This is a genomic window from Arsenophonus endosymbiont of Crataerina pallida, from assembly GCF_964020125.1.
Classification (GTDB): domain Bacteria; phylum Pseudomonadota; class Gammaproteobacteria; order Enterobacterales; family Enterobacteriaceae; genus Arsenophonus; species Arsenophonus nilaparvatae.
On sequence record NZ_OZ026540.1, the window covers coordinates 3,259,074 to 3,278,025 of the forward strand.

Below are 18,952 nucleotides of genomic sequence, written 5' to 3' on the forward strand. Positions count from 1 at the left end.
TCTATTTCGTTTTGTGTTCAATTAATGGCATCAAACTAGTACGGAAGCGATTATGCTTTACGACTTTCATCTGTTCACGGACACCAATCAGGCTTTCTTTAGCTTTATCAATATTAAGCGTTAATGCACTGACTGCATCTGCATTTTCTTGCAAAATATTGCCCCAGCTATCAATCACCATTGAGTGACCCCAAGTACGACGTTGACCATGCACGCCTATTTGTGCCGGCGCCAAAATAATACATTGATTTTCAATCGCGCGGGCTTTTAACAGTGGCTCCCAGTGAGCTTCACCAGTTAAACGTGTAAAAGCAGCCGGCACAGCAATGAGATCCGCCCCTTGCTTTCTTAATGCCTGAAACAGGCAGGGAAAACGTAAATCATAACAAATCGTCATTCCTAAACGGCCAACTGGCGTATCAACTACTGTAATATGTTCACCACGTTGATAAATTGACGATTCGTTATAAATACCTTGTTCATCATCAATTATATTCACATCAAACATGTGAATTTTGTCATAGCAAGCACGAATTGCGCCGCTATCATCAAATAACAGACTACTACTCGTGATAAGCTCAGGATCTTCACGACTGATTAATGGCATAGAGCCCACCAATATCCATACTTGATAATGACGAGCCATTTCAGCAATTGCACCTTGTAAAGGACCTTCTCCCTGTGATTCAGCAAAATTACGGTAACTGATATTATCACTAAACAACAGTGCATTTTCCGGTGTTAAAACCAATTTCACACTATTTGGCAATTGTTTAATCTGCTGCTCTATCTGAGCAAGGTTATGTTTAGTATTTTTACCACTACACAATTGTAATAGTGTAATATTGTCACTTGTCATCCCGTTGATTCTCCTTCAATTGACGTAAAGTTTCATCAATTTTTGGTTGTTCCAGACTACCGGTAATTCGATAACGAATAACCGATATTTTACTCCATAATGGGCCCAATACTCTAGTTGCGGCAAACACTGCCGCACCCGCAAGTGGATTAACGGCAAATGCCGTTGCAACACTTACCGTGGTTGAAATTTCAGGGGTAATAATAGCTTCTAAATTCATATCACGACGAACTAAATTAATTTTGCCATGTATTGTAATATCAGCCATTAAACCATCAATATAAAAATTATCAGTATTCAAGATGCCATTTTTTATATTGGCGTTACCCCGAATGGCATCAAACGCAAAGTCATCACTAAAAGTATCACTAAAATCCAATTGCAATTTACGTAAAAGTGCGTCAAAACTGATAAAACGCAACAACTGACCGGCTCCACCACCACCCATCTGAGCAATTGCTCCCTTAGCTAATTTAAAGCTCAGATTACCGTTCAAACTAGCAACATCAGGTTGCCATGGTACTGCGGCCCAATTTAAATCAAAATCAATTTTAAAAGGTGCCTGTTTAATCGGCACAAGTATGCCGTAATAAGCAGCCAAATCATCAAATCGATTACCTTTTAATATCCCTTTTATCGTTGTACTGTTTAGCTGATCTGCATGCCACATACCAGAGATTTTCAAATCAGTGGAGCTATTTATTAACGATCCTTCTTTTAAAATGAGGGTTTGTCTATTGCGTATGACTTGTGCTTTTAGTTCACCTAGTTTATAGCCTGCAAGCCAACATTCTGAGCAATAAATATTCATATTTGGCCAAGCTGAAATATCATATCTTTGCGCAAGGTTATTTATTGCCACATAATTCTGCTGTTGGAATGAAGTTTCTGGATTAAAATAAAGATAGTTAATCTTAGCTTGCCAATCACCCTGCTTCGGAATACTTAAACTACCCTTCAAATTATCGCTATCTACAACAATTGTCGTTAATTCAGCGGTTTTATTAATGGTAAATGCCATATTATTCCATTGCTGTTTAGCAAAAGTGATCTTTGGCAAGTTAACAATAGCGATATCGGGTATTACAAATGATTTACCATAACTTTGCGGTGCTAAATTTAATGAAGAAAATGAAGTCAACAATGAAAGCCATTTCAGATCATTGATTTCAGGTAAGTTGATCATAACTAATCGACTGTCGAGCAGAACAACACCTTTAGCGGTGTAAGGCTGAATGGCTACTTTTAGCAAACGAACTTGCTTGTCAGTAAATTGCCATTGGCTATTAAAGCTAACTTGCTTACCAACATCACCATAAATTTGTAATTGCCGGGTATCACCACTAGCACGAATTTGCATATCACCTAATTGCCTTACTTGCTCGCTATCCAAAGCAGGAAATTGGCTAGTAAGCTTATCTAATTTGCTATTCAGAGCAATGGATAAGGTTGGATTTTGCTTAAATTGATTGGGCAATTGAATATTAACCTGTCCTTGCCAGGCTGTGCTACCTGCCAATTGACGTGTAATCGATTTAGGCAAAATAGCAATTTTTTTAGCTTGCCAATTACCGCCAACATTTACATTGATCTGGTAATTCTGTCGTTCATTAGTGGTATTAAATGTTAAATTTATCGGTTGGCCAAACCATTCAGCTTGCAGCTTTTCACTTTTCAAATCACCGTTACGAAAATAAAAACGCCCCGTTAGCTGTTCCAACTGACTATCAATAGCCGTGATATCGACATCATTATTCTTAAGATCAACTTGACCACTAGCAATCACACTACCACTATTTCTCTCTAACGGAATATCAAGCATCAATTTGCCACTAACGTTACCGCCTATTTTCACTGCATCTAATGCCTTGCCAATCGAACCTTCCATCGGGCTATGGATAAAATAATTACGGATCGCTTTTCCATCACCGGTAATATGAGATTTTATTAATAATTTAGATTGACTATAATCGGCAATATCTGCGCTAAGATCTACCGCTTTAGCATCACCTAATTTTACACTAAGCGCCGACATCCAAAGTCCATTACGTTCAAAATTAAGATCGATATCCAAATCAAAAATTGTCGGCCAATCAGGTTGATACTTAAAAGTCGCATCTCGTAGCGGTACAACAACTTGAAATTGTCCATTATTCTTTTTAAAAGGAAAATTAGCCGGATCACCGTGAAAAACCATCGTGGCGGCATCAACATGACCGCTAATAATTGCTTTCGTCAGATAATCAGATAAATCTTTACCCATTAACGTGGTGGGAAAATAACGCCATGCATCACCCGCATCGGTCAATTTTGCGCCAGCCAAAATACTTAATATAGGTGGCTGATCTTTTGCTGCCTGATAACGAAAATCGCCGGTTGTCGATAGCGATTTTGCTTGCAGCATCAGATCCTCACTCCAAATCTGGCGTGATTGGCCTTCTTCCGACCAAAAAATCGTTCCCTGTCCGGCAGAAATTTCCAATGGCACTTTAAACATTGGCACATATTCGATAAAACTATTATTTAAGTTAAATGAGAATCTTCCACTTTGCTGACTACCTCGCAATGAACCACTAAAATGGCTAACTGAAGGTATATCTTTCCAGCGTATCCAGCTAATATCTTGCCAGGTGGCATCAATGAGTGCCTTCTCTGGCTTGCCCGGCGTAATATCCAATGCCAGTGCGACGAGTTGACCTTTTGGCTGACGTTTTTGCCAATCACTAATAAATTCAGGCGTGAAAAAAGAGAAAATAGGGATAATAGTTCTTAATCGCTCTAATTGAATATTATTAATCCGTATACGCCAATGATTTTCATCTGCTTTTGATTGTGGTAAATAGAGTAGAGAAATTTGACCTTCAAGCCATTGTTGTTGATCAGTTTTTAAATGTTGTAGCTGTGGAATATTAAATAACCAACCATTCTCTTGACGATGCAGGGTCAGCAATAAATCATCAACAGCCAACTGATGCTCTTGTCCATCAACCTGCCAATTTGCCTGTCCTTGATGCAACTGTAATTGCCCACCTTCGATACGACTATCTTTGATAGTAATCCAGCTAGAAAGACTAAATACTGCATTCTGTAATCCAGTACTATCACGTAACCAACGACTTAACCAAGGGCGCAAATTTACATTATCTGCCTGTAAGTAAACCGTGCCGCTATTAATCACGCCATTTTTATTACGAAGATTGAGTTTAATTTGAATGGCATCTTGATCTTGCTGCTGTTCAAAATTATCAAGACTGATAAATCCTTGTGCTCGATGATATTCATTTTGATTTAACCAGGTCAGTTCAGGGATCTTTAAGATCTTTTTTTCTGCCGACGGCGTCAGAAAAGTGATACGGCTTTCTTTTAAGGTAAAATAATCAAATTGCTGTAAAAACAATTCATCTAAAGCATCTAAATCAAAATGACTAAAATCGCCTTCACTGACAAATTCAAGTGGTTTATAACAATCTGCATTTAATTGATAGAAAATAATATCCCGAAAACGGAGATGTAAAGAAAAGAGTGAACGCCATATATCAAGTGAAAATTTTATTTTCTTTACCTGAATATTCACTTTTTTCGTGCTGACACTGACATCAGAAAACGTTAATACTGGTCCAAAAGAGACCCATTCACCTTCAATATGACCAATTTTAAACGGTATTCCTGTTAACGATTGCAGCTGTCCTTCAAGTTGATTGCGATATTCATTAATTTGTGGAAGAAAAAGACGTAGTCCAATAATGGCCAATGCCATAATAAGTACTATTATTGCGCTTATGGCTACCAATACCTTAGGTAGTCGTTTCACCCATCTCTCCTTCCAAAAGAAGTTACTACAATGGCAATCTAACCACTATCATAACTACATCATAACGACATCAAACTGTTCCTGACTATACAGTGACTCAATTTGGACTTTGACAGATTTGCCAACAAAAATTTCTACTTCGGCCAATATATGAGATTCATCACCATTTAATGCTTCAACAACTGCCGCTGAAGCATAGACTAAGAAACGATTGGCATCGATAGTACGATTTATACGAACAATTTCACGTAAAATTTCATAACAGACTGTTTCTACCGATTTTACTGTTCCTCTACCCTGGCAAGTCGGGCATTCATCACATAGAACATGTTCAAAGCTCTCACGTGTTCTTTTGCGTGTCATCTCGACCAATCCTAGTTGAGAAAAACCATTAATGGTGGTTTTAACCCGATCTTTTAATAATGATTGTTCCAACGATGCCAAAACACGACGACGATGCTCAGGATCAAGCATATCAATAAAATCGATAATAATAATACCGCCCAAGTTGCGTAACCTTAACTGTCTCGCTATAGCTTGTGACGCTTCAATATTGGTATTAAAAATGGTCTCTTCCAGATTACGATGACCAACAAAAGCACCAGTATTAATATCAATAGTGGTCATTGCTTCAGTTTGATCAATAATGAGGTAACCACCTGATTTTAATTCAACTTTACGTTCTAAAGCACGTTGGATCTCTTTCTCAACATCATACAGATCTAATATTGGTAATGGTCCTTGATACAGTTCAAGTTTTACTGTCATTTCAGGCACATATTCATCAATAAAATCTTTTAATGAAATAAAAGTCAGGTTTGAATCAACACGGATCCAGTCTAATGAAGCACCGGCAAAATCACGAATGATACGATGTGCTAAAGCCAGTTCACCATAAATCTGCATACGGGACTTATGACGTTTTTTACGCTCAACAATTTTAGCCCATATACGCTTCAGGAAAGCGGCATCTTGAGCCAGTTCATCATCACCAATCCCTTCTGCCGCAGTACGAATAATGAAGCCACCATGCTCATCACAAAATAGCTCAACAATATTTTTCAAACGTTCTCGTTCTTCTTCACCTTCAATGCGTTGGGAAACGCCGACATGAGAAGCGCCCGGCATAAAAACCAGATAACGGGATGGTAATGTGATATCCGTTGTTAAACGAGCACCTTTTGTTCCTAGCGGATCTTTAACCACCTGTACCATAATATCTTGCCCTTGCCGAACCAATTCGCCGATATCACGTACATGAAAGTTTTTTTGTTCGTCGCCGGCAATGCATTCGGTGTGAGGCATAATATCTGAGGCATGAAGAAAAGCGGATTTTTCCAAGCCAATATCAACAAAGGCCGCCTGCATACCGGGCAAGACTCGACTCACACGACCTTTGTAAATATTACCTACAATGCCTCTTTTAGCTTCACGCTCAATATGAATTTCTTGTAACACGCCACCATCAATATAAGCCACCCGTGTTTCAGAGGGGGTTACATTGACTAATAGTTCAGCTACCATAACTCTCATTCCTATTATTTAACGCTTATTTAATGCCAGAAACTTGGTAAATAATTCATCTGTTTCAACTAACGGTAACCCTACTACAGCGTGATAACTTCCGACAATCCGCTTAACAAAACAGCCACCTTTACCCTGGATAGCATAAGCTCCTGCCTTGTCCATCGGCTCACCCGACAAGATATATTGATCGATTTCTTTATTTGTTAATTGCCGCAATGTCACTTTGGTGACAATTAAATCATACAATGTATTTCGCTTATCTGAGAACGCGATTGCAGTCATCACCAGGTGTGTTTTACCTGAAAGTTGTCTTAATATATGCGCAGCATGGTTTTCATCTTTAGGCTTACCCAAAATATTTCCGTCACTTACGACAATAGTATCCGCACCCAACACTGGGTAGGGTTTTTCTGCCATATCAACACCCGCCTGAGATTTTTCACATGCTAAGCGAATAACATACTCACAGGGTGTCTCTCCTTCGTAACATAATTCAGATATATCAGGGAGAATAATGTCAAATAACCACCTAGCTGCTCAATTAACTTACGCCTTCTTGGCGAAGCTGACGCTAAATAAATTCTATTTACCATAGAAAAAACTCTCAGAAAAAATAGACACTTGGCTGCCCATTTTTAACGAACTAAAAACTGGCGTCGAACTTTGCGCAATAATAAAAACATCCAAGGCCACAAGATGGCATTAATCAAACAATTCCAAAATACTTCGAGATGAAATAATACTAGAGAGGAAAGAAACTCCACCCAGAAGATCGTAAAATTCATAACCACTGATAATCCAGCAATAACAAGGGATTGTTGCCACAGTGCCATATTACGAAGAAGCTGATGTTTATACGATACCAAATAACAAATCATACTATAAGCTAATGCATGTACACCAAGAGCTGAACCTTGGATCAGATCCATAAAGATCCCCAAAAAAAATCCTGTGCCTACACTAACTCGATGCGGCAAAGCCATAACCCAATAAATTAAAATTAATGCTAACCATGTGGGGCGATAATAAATAAACTGCTCAGGCCAGGGCACTTGCTCTAGGATTATTGCAATTAAAAAGGACAGCCAAATGATCCACCGCCCATTTCCACGGTATTGATCCATTTTATGTTTCCTTTAGTTGCCTTGATTTCACGGTAGCAATTCCTACTGAGCGACCAAAGGAGGTTGCTCGACATTTTTTTTCATTTCTGTTGACGGTAGCTGTGGCCCTTGAAGCTCGTTTGGGCCAGGAAACACCTGGGGCAGAATCTTCATTAAACGTTCATTTGCTGCGCGATATACTTCTGATGGAGGTAAAGGATGAGAAGGATCGCTAGAGTTTCCCCATAGCAATAAAAGATAGCGTAGTCTTTGTAAATCTGCGGTAGGCCGTGCATGGATAATCGTATAAGCGCGCTGGGTATTATGTCTTACGGAAGAAACAGTCGCAACTGGGTAACCTTCAGGAAAACGCCCGCCTAAACCAGAAGTAACTATTACATCACCAATACGTATATCAATATTATCTGGTAAAGGTTCAAGTTGAAGATCATCACTACATCCTGTACCCACTGCAATAACCCGAATATCATTACGTAATACTTGTATAGGTAATGCATGCGTTGTGTCGCAAATCAGTAAAACACGACTATTAAACTGGCTCACTGCGATAACCTGTCCAACAACACCTTTATCACTAATAACAGGCAGGCCTTCATAAACACCATCATGTAAACCTTTATCAATCACAATTTGATCTCGATAAGGTGTATTCGCACCTGAAAGCACTTGAGTAACCATCATGTGTTCATCCTGACGTAGAGGTGAACCCAATAGCTCACGTAATCTAGCGTTTTCCTGTTTAAGTTGTCCAAGTAATAAATTATCTGCTTTTTTTAGTAAAACCTCTTTCTTCAATGCTTTATTTTCAAAAAGAAGTTGATCTCTTCTCGCCAATGCATCTGAAATATTATCAAGCAGTTCTCGCGGACCATTTGCCAAAAAATAAAAAGGACTAACAGCCGTATCTAAATAACTACGTATTTTATTAAAAGTATCAAATTGACGATCAAAAGCAACCAACACGATTGCAACAACGATCGCAATAATAATACGTAATTGTAGGGATGGCCCTCGACTAAAGATCGGCTTCATGAGTTATTTTGATAAAAAATAAATAAACGTTAAACATTAACATCGCTATACATAAAGTAAGGAGGAGCGCCATCCTTAAGTTCCTCCTTCTATTGGTTAACGTCTAGTCATCACTAAACAGATCACCACCATGCATGTCGATCATTTCCAATGCCTTGCCACCACCACGTGCAACACAAGTTAGCGGATCTTCAGCAACAATAACGGGAATGCCTGTTTCTTCCATTAATAGACGATCCAAATTACGCAACAACGCGCCACCACCAGTTAACACCATACCTCGTTCAGAGATATCAGAAGCTAATTCTGGTGGACATTGTTCCAAGGCCAACATAACGGCACTAACAATACCGGTTAAAGGTTCCTGTAATGCCTCAAGTATCTCATTAGAATTAAGTGTAAAACCACGTGGTACGCCTTCAGCCAAATTACGGCCGCGCACTTCAATTTCGTAAACTTGATCTGTAGGATAGGCCGAACCGATTTCATGTTTAATCCGCTCAGCAGTAGCTTCACCGATTAATGAACCATAATTGCGACGAACATAATTAATGATCGCTTCATCAAACCGGTCACCGCCTATACGTACCGATGACGAATAAACAACACCATTTAATGAAATAACAGCAACTTCTGTCGTTCCACCACCAATATCAACCACCATTGAACCCGTTGCTTCGGAAACAGGCAAACCAGCACCAATTGCAGCCGACATGGGTTCTTCAATTAAGAAAACCTCACGAGCGCCAGCACTAAGCGCCGACTCTCGGATTGCACGACGTTCTACCTGGGTCGCACCAACAGGTACACAAACTAAGACGCGTGGACTTGGACGCATAAAGCTATTGCTATGAACTTGTTTGATAAAATACTGTAACATTTTTTCAGTAACATAAAAATCAGCAATCACGCCATCTTTCATTGGACGAATAGCCGCGATATTACCTGGCGTCCGGCCTAGCATCTGTTTTGCTTCATGACCTACAGCAGCAACGCTCTTAGGTGAGCCTGCGCGATCTTGACGAATAGCGACAACTGACGGTTCGTCTAACACAATACCTTGTCCTTTGACATAGATGAGAGTATTGGCGGTACCCAAATCAATAGACAAGTCGTTGGAAAACATGCCACGAATTTTTTTAAACATAACGAAAGGATAATCCTGCAAGCTGGAAACGAATGAAAATCCGTCTACTTTACCAACCACATGAAGCGACGACAAGGAGTTAATTAAATCGCTTCAATAAAAAGTGGCTAATTTTTTTACAATACAAAAAACCACTACTACTGCTTATTCTCTATAATCAATTACAGTATAAAGTAAACAATACCCTCATAAAAATCACTTAATTCATTTAATATAAAACTTTCTAACAAGAAAATTAACTATTTTAGATTAAAATATACCACTGTATTAAGTTTATATGACGCTACATAATTATTAGTTGACATATGCTTCAAAGCAAGGTCAATTCGCTTTTTAATATTATATTAAAGTATAAAAGCCTGCCATGTTAATACGTTATTAAAGTAGCAATAAAAAATAATTTAAATGTAAGTATTAATTCTGCACGTTATTATTTATAGAAGAAAAAATTTTTTTTACTACTAAAATAAACTAGTATTCTGCCTGATAACGCCCTATTGACGCTAGTAAAAAAACATATTTACAATTTATTTATTATTGAGACTTTATGCCCGCCGAAATAACGAAAATAACTTTATACTGCAGCATCCTTATACAAACTTAAAGGCCACAAATTATGAAAGCCTTGCTATTAGAACAAGAAAATCAAGCATTAAAAGCCAGTATAAAATCGATCGATGACACACTTTTACCCTCTGATGACGTTACCGTAGATATTTATTGGTCTACACTAAACTACAAAGATGCTTTAGCTATTACTGGTAAAGGAAAAATTATCCGCCAATTCCCGATGGTACCAGGCATCGATTTTGCTGGTATCATTAAGTCTTCAACAGATGCAAAATTTCAAGTCGGCCAACAAGTTTTACTGACCGGTTGGGGTGTTGGTGAAAACCATTGGGGGGGATTAGCAGAACAAGCGCGAGTACCAGCCAAATGGTTAACAGCTATTCCTGACAAAATGACTATGCGACAAGCGATGATAATCGGCACCGCTGGTTTTACCGCTATGCTCTGTATAATGGCGTTGGAAGAAAACGGCGTAACCATTGATAAAGGCAACATTGTTGTGACAGGAGCCAGTGGTGGTGTAGGTAGTACCGCAATTCAACTGCTGGATAAACTTGGTTATTCCGTCACAGCAGTAACTGGTCGGGAGAGTAATATCGATTACTTAAAAGCACTTGGCGCTAAACAAGTGCTGCTACGTAAAGAGTTTACTACCATACCTCACCCTTTAGAAAAGCAACGTTGAGCAGGAGCTATTGATACCGTTGGCGGCAATATATTAGCAACCGTTATTTCACAAATGTGCTATTCAGGTACAGTAGCAGCATGTGGTCTGGCCGCTGATATTATGTTATCGACAACAGTGATGCCTTTTATTCTGCGTAATGTACGACTACAAGGGATAGACTCGGTGATGGTTCCAACGATCAAACACCCACAGATATGGCAACGGTTAGCCAATTTATTACCCGATAGTTTTTATCAATTAACAACCACAGAGATCCCGTTAGAAAAAGTGATTGATTATGCCGATAAATTAATCAATAACCAAATCACTGGCCGGACACTGGTAAAAATACGTTAAATTTTTCGAGCCAACCTTGCTGATTAGACTAAAATTTTGCTGCTAATTGCTATGAAATGTTTATAATATCGCTCTCTGTCGTCAAAATAAACGTTTTCATTATGAGAAAAAGATGACAAACTATTAGCATCAAGTTATGTTGTCTAATTATCAATTATCAGTCGGAGATACCCGCAAAATGGCAAAAGATTTCCACATTTTGCTGCTAAATGGCCCAAATTTAAATATGCTGGGGACGAGAGAACCACTATTCTATGGTGCTTTTACACTTCAGGATATTGTTAACCAAACGAGCCAAAAAGCAAAACAATTAGGAGTTAAATTAAGTCATTTTCAATCTAATGCGGAACATGAGCTTATTAATGAAATCCATCAAGCTCAAGGAAAAATCGACTTTATATTGATTAATCCGGCAGCATTAACGCATACTAGTGTGGCTTTACGCGATGCAATATTAAGCGTTGCCATTCCTTTTTATGAGATCCACCTTACTAATATTTATGCACGTGAGCCATTCAGGCATCACTCCTATCTCTCCGATATTGCAAACGGCGTCATCTGTGGTTTCCGTGCTGATGGTTATATTTTTGCATTAGAAGCTGCGGTTAAATTCTTATTAAATATTGAAGAATTAGCAACCATTGATGAATCCCAACCTAATAAATGTAAAGAATAAAAATACGGAATTAATTTATGGATATTCGTAAAATTAAAAAATTGATTGAGCTTGTTGAAGAATCTGGCATTTCTGAACTAGAAATTTCGGAAGGTGAAGAATCAGTGCGTATTAGCCGTACAATCGTGCAGAATTTACCAAATTTACAACAGTATATGGCAGCGCCAACCACGCATCAACCGGCTTTAGCAAACGCCATTGCACCTTCTCAAATTTTACCTGAAACAACAAATGAGAAAAAAGCAGAGATCAGTGGTTATACTGTTCGCTCGCCAATGGTAGGTACCTTCTACCGAGCGCCAAGTCCAGAAGCAAAACCATTTGTTGAAGTCGGCCAAACGGTTAAGCTAGGGGATCCTCTATGTATTGTCGAAGCGATGAAAATGATGAATCAGATCGAAGCAGACAAAGCAGGTGTAGTTAAAGCAATTCTGCTGGAAAATGGAGAAGCGGTTGAATTTGACGAGCCATTGGTTATCATCGAATAACGAGGCATCCTATGCTTAAAAAAATTGTTATCGCCAACCGTGGCGAAATTGCTTTACGCATTTTACGTGCCTGTAAAGAACTAAAAATAAAAACCGTCGCCGTGCATTCTGCCGCCGATCGTGACTTAAAACATGTATTACTTGCTGATGAAACTGTCTGTATCGGGCCTGCCGCTTCAGCTGAAAGTTATCTTAATATTCCAGCAATCATCTCGGCAGCAGAAGTTACTGCTGCAGAAGCCATTCACCCTGGTTATGGTTTTCTATCTGAAAATGCCGACTTTGCCGAAAAAGTGGAACGTTCTGGTTTTATATTCATTGGTCCCAAACCAGAAACTATTCGACTCATGGGTGATAAAGTTTCTGCCATTGAGGCGATGAAAAAAGCCGGTGTTCCTTGTGTTCCTGGCTCAGACGGGCCTTTAGGAAATGAGATAAAAACCAATAAAACAATTGCTAATCGAATTGGCTACCCAGTTATTATTAAAGCATCTGGTGGCGGTGGTGGCCGCGGTATGCGCGTTGTTCGTAACGAAAGTGAGCTAGAACAAGCCATTACCCTAACTCGCGCCGAAGCCAAAGCTGCCTTTAATAATAGTATGGTTTATATGGAGAAGTTCCTGGAAAATCCGCGCCATATTGAGATTCAAGTACTTGCTGACGGTCAAGGCAATGTGATTTATTTAGCCGAACGTGATTGCTCAATGCAACGTCGCCATCAAAAAGTGGTTGAAGAAGCGCCTGCACCAGGTATAAAAGTTGATATGCGTAAAAGCATTGGCGAGCGCTGCGCAAAAGCTTGTCTTGATATCGATTATCGCGGTGCCGGTACTTTTGAATTCCTTTATGAAAATGGCGAATTCTACTTTATTGAAATGAATACGCGTATTCAAGTTGAGCATCCTGTGACGGAAATGATCACTGGGGTTGATCTGATTAAAGAACAGTTAAGGATCGCTTCTGGCTTGCCCCTATCTATTAAACAAAAAGATGTTAAAATTCATGGGCATGCAATAGAGTGCCGAATTAATGCAGAAGATGCAAATACCTTCTTGCCAAGTCCGGGTAAAATTACTCGCCTCCATATTCCTGGTGGTTTTGGTATACGTTGGGAATCACACATTTATGCAGGTTACACCGTTCCACCTTACTATGACTCTATGATTGGTAAGCTGATCACATATGGTGAAACCCGGGAAATTGCTATCCTTCGGATGAAAAATGCCTTATCTGAATTAATTATTGATGGCATTAAAACTAACATAGAATTACAACAAAAAATTATTGATGACAGCAATTTTTTCAAAGGTGGTACCAATATCCATTACCTGGAAAAAAAACTCGCTTCACAGGAATAAACTTTTCTATTCACCTTTCATCACAATAGGGTACGGAATGTACCCTAATTTTTGATACTTTTTCTGAAGATAATCTTTAACTAATATACAAACCCTCAGATTAAATTTTTACTACCAGGAGAACCAATGGACAAACGTTTTCTTCAATCCAACAAAGAAGCTCGTTGGTCAGTTTTTCTTACTGTTGCTTATTTATGTAGTTGGATTATGACTGCCTACCTCCCCGGTGAGGAAATGGGAATAACAGGGATGCCATTATGGTTTGAACTTTCATGTTTATATTTACCTCTGATTTTTATTTTACTTTGTGTCTTAATGGTTAAATTCATTTTTAAACAAATGTCATTGGAAGATAAAGATGCAAATTGAAATTCTATTACCACTTATTGGTTATTTATTATTGGTTTGTTTACTGTCTATTTATGCTTATCATCGACGTCAAAAAGGCGAATTTTTGCATGAATATTTTCTAGGTAATCGCTCTATGGGCGGGGTTGTTTTGGCGATGACCATCACTGCTACCTACATCAGTGCTAGCTCTTTCATAGGTGGTCCTGGAGCAGCCTATAAATATGGCCTTGGCTGGGTGCTACTTGCCTTAATTCAAGTTCCAACTATTTGGCTGTCGCTTGGTGTACTAGGTAAAAAGTTTGCCATTTTGGCTCGTCGCTATAATGCGGTGACACTTAATGACATGCTGTATGCTCGTTTTCAAAGCCGTTTACTGGTATGGATTGCTAGCATTAGTTTACTCATCGCTTTCTTTGGTGCTATGACAGTTCAATTTATCGGCGGAGCTCGTCTACTTGAAACTGCGGCAAATATCCCCTATGAAATAGGGTTATTAATATTTAGCATCACTATTGCGCTTTATACTGCGTTTGGTGGTTTTAGAGCTAGTGTCCTTAATGACACCTTACAAGGCTTTGTTATGCTAGTAGGAACCATTATTCTGCTGGTTGCGACTATTCACAAGGCAGGCGGTCTGGCGGTGGCACCAGAGACACTAAAAACGATTGATCCAAAACTAATCACACCACAAGGTGCCGATAACATCTTTAGTATGCCCTTTATGTTTTCCTTCTGGATATTAGTTTGTTTTGGCGTTATTGGCTTACCACACACTGCTGTCCGCTGCATTTCTTATAAAAATAGCCAAGCGATGCACCGGGGGATCATCATCGGTACCATTGTGATGGTTATTTTAATGTTGGGAATGCATTTAGCAGGTGCATTAGGTCGAGCTATTTTACCGGATTTAACGATCCCAGATCAAGTCATCCCAACATTAATGATCACGGTTTTACCTCCATTCGCCGCAGGAATTTTCTTAGCCGCCCCAATGGCTGCCATTATGTCAACAATTAATTCACAATTACTCCAATCTTCAGCAACTATTATAAAAGATCTATATTTAAATATTGCACCAGAGGAGATAAAAAAAGAGAAAAAATTAACCTGGATCTCAAGTGCTTCTACCCTCATTCTGGGTGCTTTATTACTATTAGCTGCCTGGCATCCACCACAAATGATTATTTGGTTAAATTTACTGGCTTTTGGTGGATTACAAGCAGTTTTTCTTTGGCCATTAATACTCGGACTATATTGGCAAAGAGCAAACCGTTTTGGTGCATTAAGTTCAATGATCCTCGGTGCCCTTTCTTATACATTATTGACCGCCTTTGATGTTAAATTTTTAAATTTTCACCCCATCGTACCCGCTCTATTATTGAGTTTGATTGCTTTTTTAATCGGTAATGTTGTTGGTGAGAAAAAATCATTATCTACATCGATAAAAATGAGCTAATAACCTACGATCTCAAGAGAATATTTATGCCCTGGATACAAATACGTCTGAATTCGACAGCCGAGCAGGCAGAAGCCTTAAGTGATATATTAACGGAAACCGGAGCGGTTTCTGTCATCTTTCAGGATAGCTACGACAACCCTGTTTTTGAACCCTTACCGGGTGAAACTCGCCTTTGGGGAGATACGGATGTTATTGGTCTATTTGATGCTGAAAGCGATATGGAGCAGGTTATTAGCCAACTTGAAAATTACTCCTTATTGGGTAAAAATTTTGTTCATAAAATTGAACAAATAGAAGACAAAGATTGGGAACGTGAATGGATGGATAATTTCCATCCTATGCGTTTTGGACATAAACTATGGATTTGCCCTAGCTGGCGTGATACGCCTGATCCCAATGCGGTTAATGTCATTTTGGATCCTGGTTTAGCGTTTGGTACCGGCACCCATCCTACTACATCACTCTGTTTAGAGTGGTTAGATAGCTTAAATTTGAAAGATAAAACAGTTATCGATTTTGGTTGTGGCTCAGGCATATTGGCCATTGCCGCGCTTAAACTAGGCGCCAAAAAAGCGATTGGTATTGATATCGATCCTCAAGCCATCCAAGCTAGCCATAACAACGCCGAACAAAATAGAGTCGCCGATAAATTAGTTCTGTATTTGGCGAAAGATCAGCCTGAAGATCTAAAAGCGGATATTGTTATTGCTAATATCTTAGCTGGCCCCTTACGCGAATTAGCTGGTGCAATCGGTGGATTAACTAATCCAAATGGCTTACTTGGACTGTCTGGAATATTAGCCAGTCAGGCGGAAGCAATTATAACCGCTTACCAACAACAATTTAATATTGAGCCGATAATAGAAAAAGAAGGATGGTGCCGAATAACCGGAATAAAAAAAGCGGATTAGCCATAAGCGAGGTTAGCGCATGTTAATGCGCTAACCCGACAATAAAAATTTTGCTAAAAATCTGCTGCTATAAAAAATCACAAAATTATAACAATTATCAAACTAATTAATTTTATTGTTTATGCAAAATAATATCTTTTCAATAACCATCATAAAAATAGTGATCAAGGTTGATTTTTATACAATCAACAGAGATAATCTAATCTAACAAGGAATTTACGATAAAGAATAACAAAATTTGAAAACAAATCAGAAATTTTCATTATATTGATTTTTATGAATATTATTTGTAATCAAAAAAAATCAAGATAAAATTTTTCAAAGAAATATCAATTTGCTCAAAGTTTGTCCTTTCATATCTCGTAAAAAATGCGTAATATACGCGCCTTTGCAGTCACAGGATGGTGTTCTTTTATCGCCTATGTATATTGGTCAATATCAGATAAAAAACTGTCTCATTGCAGCACCAATGGCGGGTATCACCGATAGGCCTTTTCGGTCACTGTGTTACTCAATGGGTGCTGATATGACAGTGTCGGAAATGCTTTCTTCCAATCCTCAGGTTTGGAAAACAGACAAATCCAGATTGAGAATGATCCATAGTGATGAATTAGGCATTTGTTCTGTGCAAATTGCAGGTAGTGATCCCGATGAAATGGCAGCAGCTGCACGAATTAATGTTGCAAATGGTGCTCAGATCATCGATATCAATATGGGTTGCCCTGCCAAGAAAGTGAACCGTAAGTTAGCAGGTTCAGCATTATTGCGCTATCCAGAGTTGATTGAGAAAATTCTATTAGCTGTTGTGAATGCGGTTGATGTTCCTGTTACATTAAAGGTTCGCACTGGTTGGTCACCTGAAGAACGGAACTGTATAAAAATAGCTCAACTGGCCGAAAATTGCGGTATTCAAGCTGTAACTATTCATGGCAGAACTCGTTCTTGCTTATTTAATGGTGTAGCTGAATATGACAGCATTCGAGCAGCTAAGCAAAATGTTACTATTCCTATTATCGCTAATGGCGATATTACTGACCCGCTTAAAGCCAGAGCAGTGCTTGACTATACTGGGGCTGATGCCTTAATGATTGGTAGAGCTGCTCAGGGAAGACCCTGGATCTTTCGGGAAATCCAGCATTACCTGGAAACAGGTGAGTTACTGCCACCTATGCCTATTGCTGAGGTGCAGTGCTTAATGCAAGCGCATGTTAAGGAGCTGCATGGCTTTTACGGTCTAAGCAAAGGAATCCGCATCGCACGCAAGCATGTCTCTTGGTACTTAAGAGAACATGCACCTGATGACCAGTTTCGGCGCACATTCAACACCATAGAGGATGCCAGCGAACAGCTGGAAGTGTTGGAGGCATATTTCGAAAAATTTTGCGTAAATCAAAGAAAAGAGCTGACAGAACTATGTTCGAACAACGCGGAAATTCTGACGTACTAACCGTTGCTACTGTAAATTCACAAGATCAAATAACTCAAAAGCCACTACGTGATTCAGTTAAACAAGCACTGAAAAACTATTTTGCCCAACTTAATAACCAGGATGTTAATGACTTATATGAATTAGTATTGGCTGAGGTGGAAAAACCATTATTAGATATGGTAATGCAATATACCCGTGGAAATCAGACCCGTGCTGCGTTAATGTTAAGCATCAACCGTGGAACTCTACGTAAGAAATTGAAAAAATATGGTATGAACTAGCCATAAGTGGTTAACATACTAATTAAAAAAGCACTTTTATATTTTATATAAGTGCTTTTTTGTTATTACTTATACCCTACTCACTGAACAAATATATAAATAGAAGATAAGACGAAAACATGATGAGGCGGTAGCTAATGGCAGCTCTAAATGAAAACCGGCAAAATCCAATTACTCAACGTTGAAATCAGCTCTCCGAATCGATTGCTACTGACACAGGCAATCAAATCTAACAGCTCAGTTTGAAGTTCTACCGAATTTAGCATAAATTTGCTAATATCAGAGCCATGTGCATTCCATCTTCACTATAACCATTCATTATCCAGATAACCTCTTTGATTTAGGTATTAGCCAGATTAATACCAACCTCCTAAAAACCATTCAAAAAGAATATCCAGCATTAACGGAAAATAATTGATTAAATAATCCCAGCTTGAATATTCATCCAGGTACAATGATATTAAAGCGTAATTTTGTTTCATATGGGAGTAAATGGTTAACTACATAAATATATAATGCGGCGATGGGTAATCTTGATTCAACGATCCATAATCGTTTCCGTTATGCCAAAAAATTTATCAAAAGCTATTTTCACTACATGACTATTAATGTGGTTTTTCGTCAACATCGATTTTTAAATAACTGTTCCATCTCTGCATTTGTAAGACCACTTGACATGTTGATAACATTTTACCAACATCATTTTTAAGAAACTAGCGTGCTATCAGGCTAATATTGAATCAAACAAGAACTCAAATTGAATTAAACAAAAATAAAATTATTGATTCTCGATGATAATGAAAAAAATCCTAAATGATTGCAATTTTTGGTGTTTTTTAAAATTTATGATTTCTTTTCCACTTGTCAGTAAATCATGACAGCACAGCCTCCGTAACGAATTCATC

The 18,952-nt window shown here is 38.6% G+C and carries 14 protein-coding genes and 2 pseudogenes; 9 read left to right on the forward strand and 7 right to left on the reverse strand.

All coding sequences use genetic code 11. The features are described 5' to 3' along the window. Nucleotide 1 precedes the first annotated feature (1 nt). From nit1 to mreB, 7 genes and pseudogenes are all read right to left on the reverse strand, one after another. A complete protein-coding gene (gene nit1, locus AACL31_RS17340; protein WP_339053445.1) occupies nucleotides 2–859 on the reverse strand; it encodes a deaminated glutathione amidase in 858 nt (285 codons plus the stop codon). After that, nucleotides 849–4,670 (reverse strand): AsmA2 domain-containing protein YhdP, encoded by a 3,822-nt coding sequence (yhdP, locus tag AACL31_RS17345; RefSeq protein WP_339053446.1) that lies wholly within the window; start codon nucleotides 4,668–4,670, stop codon nucleotides 849–851. The genes nit1 and yhdP overlap by 11 nt, the downstream gene beginning before the upstream one ends. A 54-nt stretch (nucleotides 4,671–4,724) precedes the next feature. Beyond that, a complete protein-coding gene (rng, locus tag AACL31_RS17350) occupies nucleotides 4,725–6,194 on the reverse strand; it encodes a ribonuclease G (protein WP_310511872.1) in 1,470 nt (489 codons plus the stop codon). 18 nt (nucleotides 6,195–6,212) lie between these two features. Then, nucleotides 6,213–6,790 (reverse strand): annotated as a pseudogene (locus AACL31_RS17355) (Maf family protein). 42 nt (nucleotides 6,791–6,832) lie between these two features. Further along, nucleotides 6,833–7,321 carry a rod shape-determining protein MreD gene (gene mreD, locus AACL31_RS17360; RefSeq protein ID WP_339053447.1) on the reverse strand — a complete coding sequence of 163 codons (489 nt, stop codon included), beginning with the start codon at nucleotides 7,319–7,321 and terminating at the stop codon, nucleotides 6,833–6,835. Between the two features lie 42 nt (nucleotides 7,322–7,363). After that, entirely contained in the window at nucleotides 7,364–8,353 is a 990-nt protein-coding gene (gene mreC / locus AACL31_RS17365) for a rod shape-determining protein MreC (RefSeq protein WP_310511874.1), read from the reverse strand. Between the two features lie 103 nt (nucleotides 8,354–8,456). Then, entirely contained in the window at nucleotides 8,457–9,500 is a 1,044-nt protein-coding gene (gene mreB / locus AACL31_RS17370) for a rod shape-determining protein MreB (protein WP_026821343.1), read from the reverse strand. A 616-nt stretch (nucleotides 9,501–10,116) separates the two neighbouring features. On the opposite strand from mreB, the pseudogene AACL31_RS17375 reads away from it, so the two are divergent. The 9 genes and pseudogenes from AACL31_RS17375 to fis all read left to right on the forward strand — a co-directional run bounded on the left by AACL31_RS17375 (nucleotide 10,117) and on the right by fis (nucleotide 18,047). Then, a pseudogene (locus tag AACL31_RS17375) lies at nucleotides 10,117–11,094 on the forward strand (MDR family oxidoreductase). A gap of 178 nt (nucleotides 11,095–11,272) precedes the next feature. Further along, a complete protein-coding gene (gene aroQ, locus AACL31_RS17380; RefSeq protein ID WP_310511893.1) occupies nucleotides 11,273–11,770 on the forward strand; it encodes a type II 3-dehydroquinate dehydratase in 498 nt (165 codons plus the stop codon). 17 nt (nucleotides 11,771–11,787) lie between these two features. Then, on the forward strand, nucleotides 11,788–12,258 hold the full coding sequence (gene accB, locus AACL31_RS17385; RefSeq protein WP_063654248.1) for an acetyl-CoA carboxylase biotin carboxyl carrier protein: 471 nt from the start codon (nucleotides 11,788–11,790) through the stop codon (nucleotides 12,256–12,258). Nucleotides 12,259–12,269: 11 nt separating this feature from the next. Continuing rightward, nucleotides 12,270–13,616, forward strand: a complete 1,347-nt coding sequence (gene accC / locus AACL31_RS17390; protein ID WP_310511875.1) for an acetyl-CoA carboxylase biotin carboxylase subunit — start codon at nucleotides 12,270–12,272, stop codon at nucleotides 13,614–13,616. A gap of 126 nt (nucleotides 13,617–13,742) precedes the next feature. After that, nucleotides 13,743–13,985: a YhdT family protein gene (locus tag AACL31_RS17395; protein ID WP_180816371.1), complete on the forward strand. Its 243-nt coding sequence runs from the start codon at nucleotides 13,743–13,745 to the stop codon at nucleotides 13,983–13,985. Further along, nucleotides 13,975–15,423, forward strand: a complete 1,449-nt coding sequence (gene panF / locus AACL31_RS17400) for a sodium/pantothenate symporter (RefSeq protein ID WP_310511876.1) — start codon at nucleotides 13,975–13,977, stop codon at nucleotides 15,421–15,423. Before AACL31_RS17395 ends, panF begins: the two co-directional genes overlap by 11 nt. A gap of 26 nt (nucleotides 15,424–15,449) precedes the next feature. Continuing rightward, entirely contained in the window at nucleotides 15,450–16,337 is an 888-nt protein-coding gene (prmA, locus tag AACL31_RS17405; RefSeq protein WP_310511877.1) for a 50S ribosomal protein L11 methyltransferase, read from the forward strand. Between the two features lie 421 nt (nucleotides 16,338–16,758). Then, complete coding sequence (gene dusB, locus AACL31_RS17410; protein ID WP_310511894.1) at nucleotides 16,759–17,784, forward strand: tRNA dihydrouridine synthase DusB; 1,026 nt, start codon at nucleotides 16,759–16,761, stop codon at nucleotides 17,782–17,784. After that, on the forward strand, nucleotides 17,751–18,047 hold the full coding sequence (gene fis, locus AACL31_RS17415) for a DNA-binding transcriptional regulator Fis (RefSeq protein ID WP_032115641.1): 297 nt from the start codon (nucleotides 17,751–17,753) through the stop codon (nucleotides 18,045–18,047). The genes dusB and fis overlap by 34 nt, the downstream gene beginning before the upstream one ends. The last annotated feature ends 905 nt before the right edge of the window (nucleotides 18,048–18,952 follow it).

Bases quoted from the DNA above. Each gene is read 5' to 3' on its own strand.
- fis (WP_032115641.1), top strand. From the start codon at position 17,751: ATGTTCGAACAACGCGGAAATTCTGACGTACTAACCGTTGCTACTGTA.
- accB (WP_063654248.1), top strand. From the start codon at position 11,788: ATGGATATTCGTAAAATTAAAAAATTGATTGAGCTTGTTGAAGAATCT.
- nit1 (WP_339053445.1), bottom strand. From the start codon at position 859: ATGACAAGTGACAATATTACACTATTACAATTGTGTAGTGGTAAAAAT.
- rng (WP_310511872.1), bottom strand. From the start codon at position 6,194: ATGGTAGCTGAACTATTAGTCAATGTAACCCCCTCTGAAACACGGGTG.
- panF (WP_310511876.1), top strand. From the start codon at position 13,975: ATGCAAATTGAAATTCTATTACCACTTATTGGTTATTTATTATTGGTT.
- mreD (WP_339053447.1), bottom strand. From the start codon at position 7,321: ATGGATCAATACCGTGGAAATGGGCGGTGGATCATTTGGCTGTCCTTT.
- mreB (WP_026821343.1), bottom strand. From the start codon at position 9,500: ATGTTTAAAAAAATTCGTGGCATGTTTTCCAACGACTTGTCTATTGAT.
- mreC (WP_310511874.1), bottom strand. From the start codon at position 8,353: ATGAAGCCGATCTTTAGTCGAGGGCCATCCCTACAATTACGTATTATT.
- prmA (WP_310511877.1), top strand. From the start codon at position 15,450: ATGCCCTGGATACAAATACGTCTGAATTCGACAGCCGAGCAGGCAGAA.
- dusB (WP_310511894.1), top strand. From the start codon at position 16,759: ATGTATATTGGTCAATATCAGATAAAAAACTGTCTCATTGCAGCACCA.
- AACL31_RS17395 (WP_180816371.1), top strand. From the start codon at position 13,743: ATGGACAAACGTTTTCTTCAATCCAACAAAGAAGCTCGTTGGTCAGTT.
- accC (WP_310511875.1), top strand. From the start codon at position 12,270: ATGCTTAAAAAAATTGTTATCGCCAACCGTGGCGAAATTGCTTTACGC.
- aroQ (WP_310511893.1), top strand. From the start codon at position 11,273: ATGGCAAAAGATTTCCACATTTTGCTGCTAAATGGCCCAAATTTAAAT.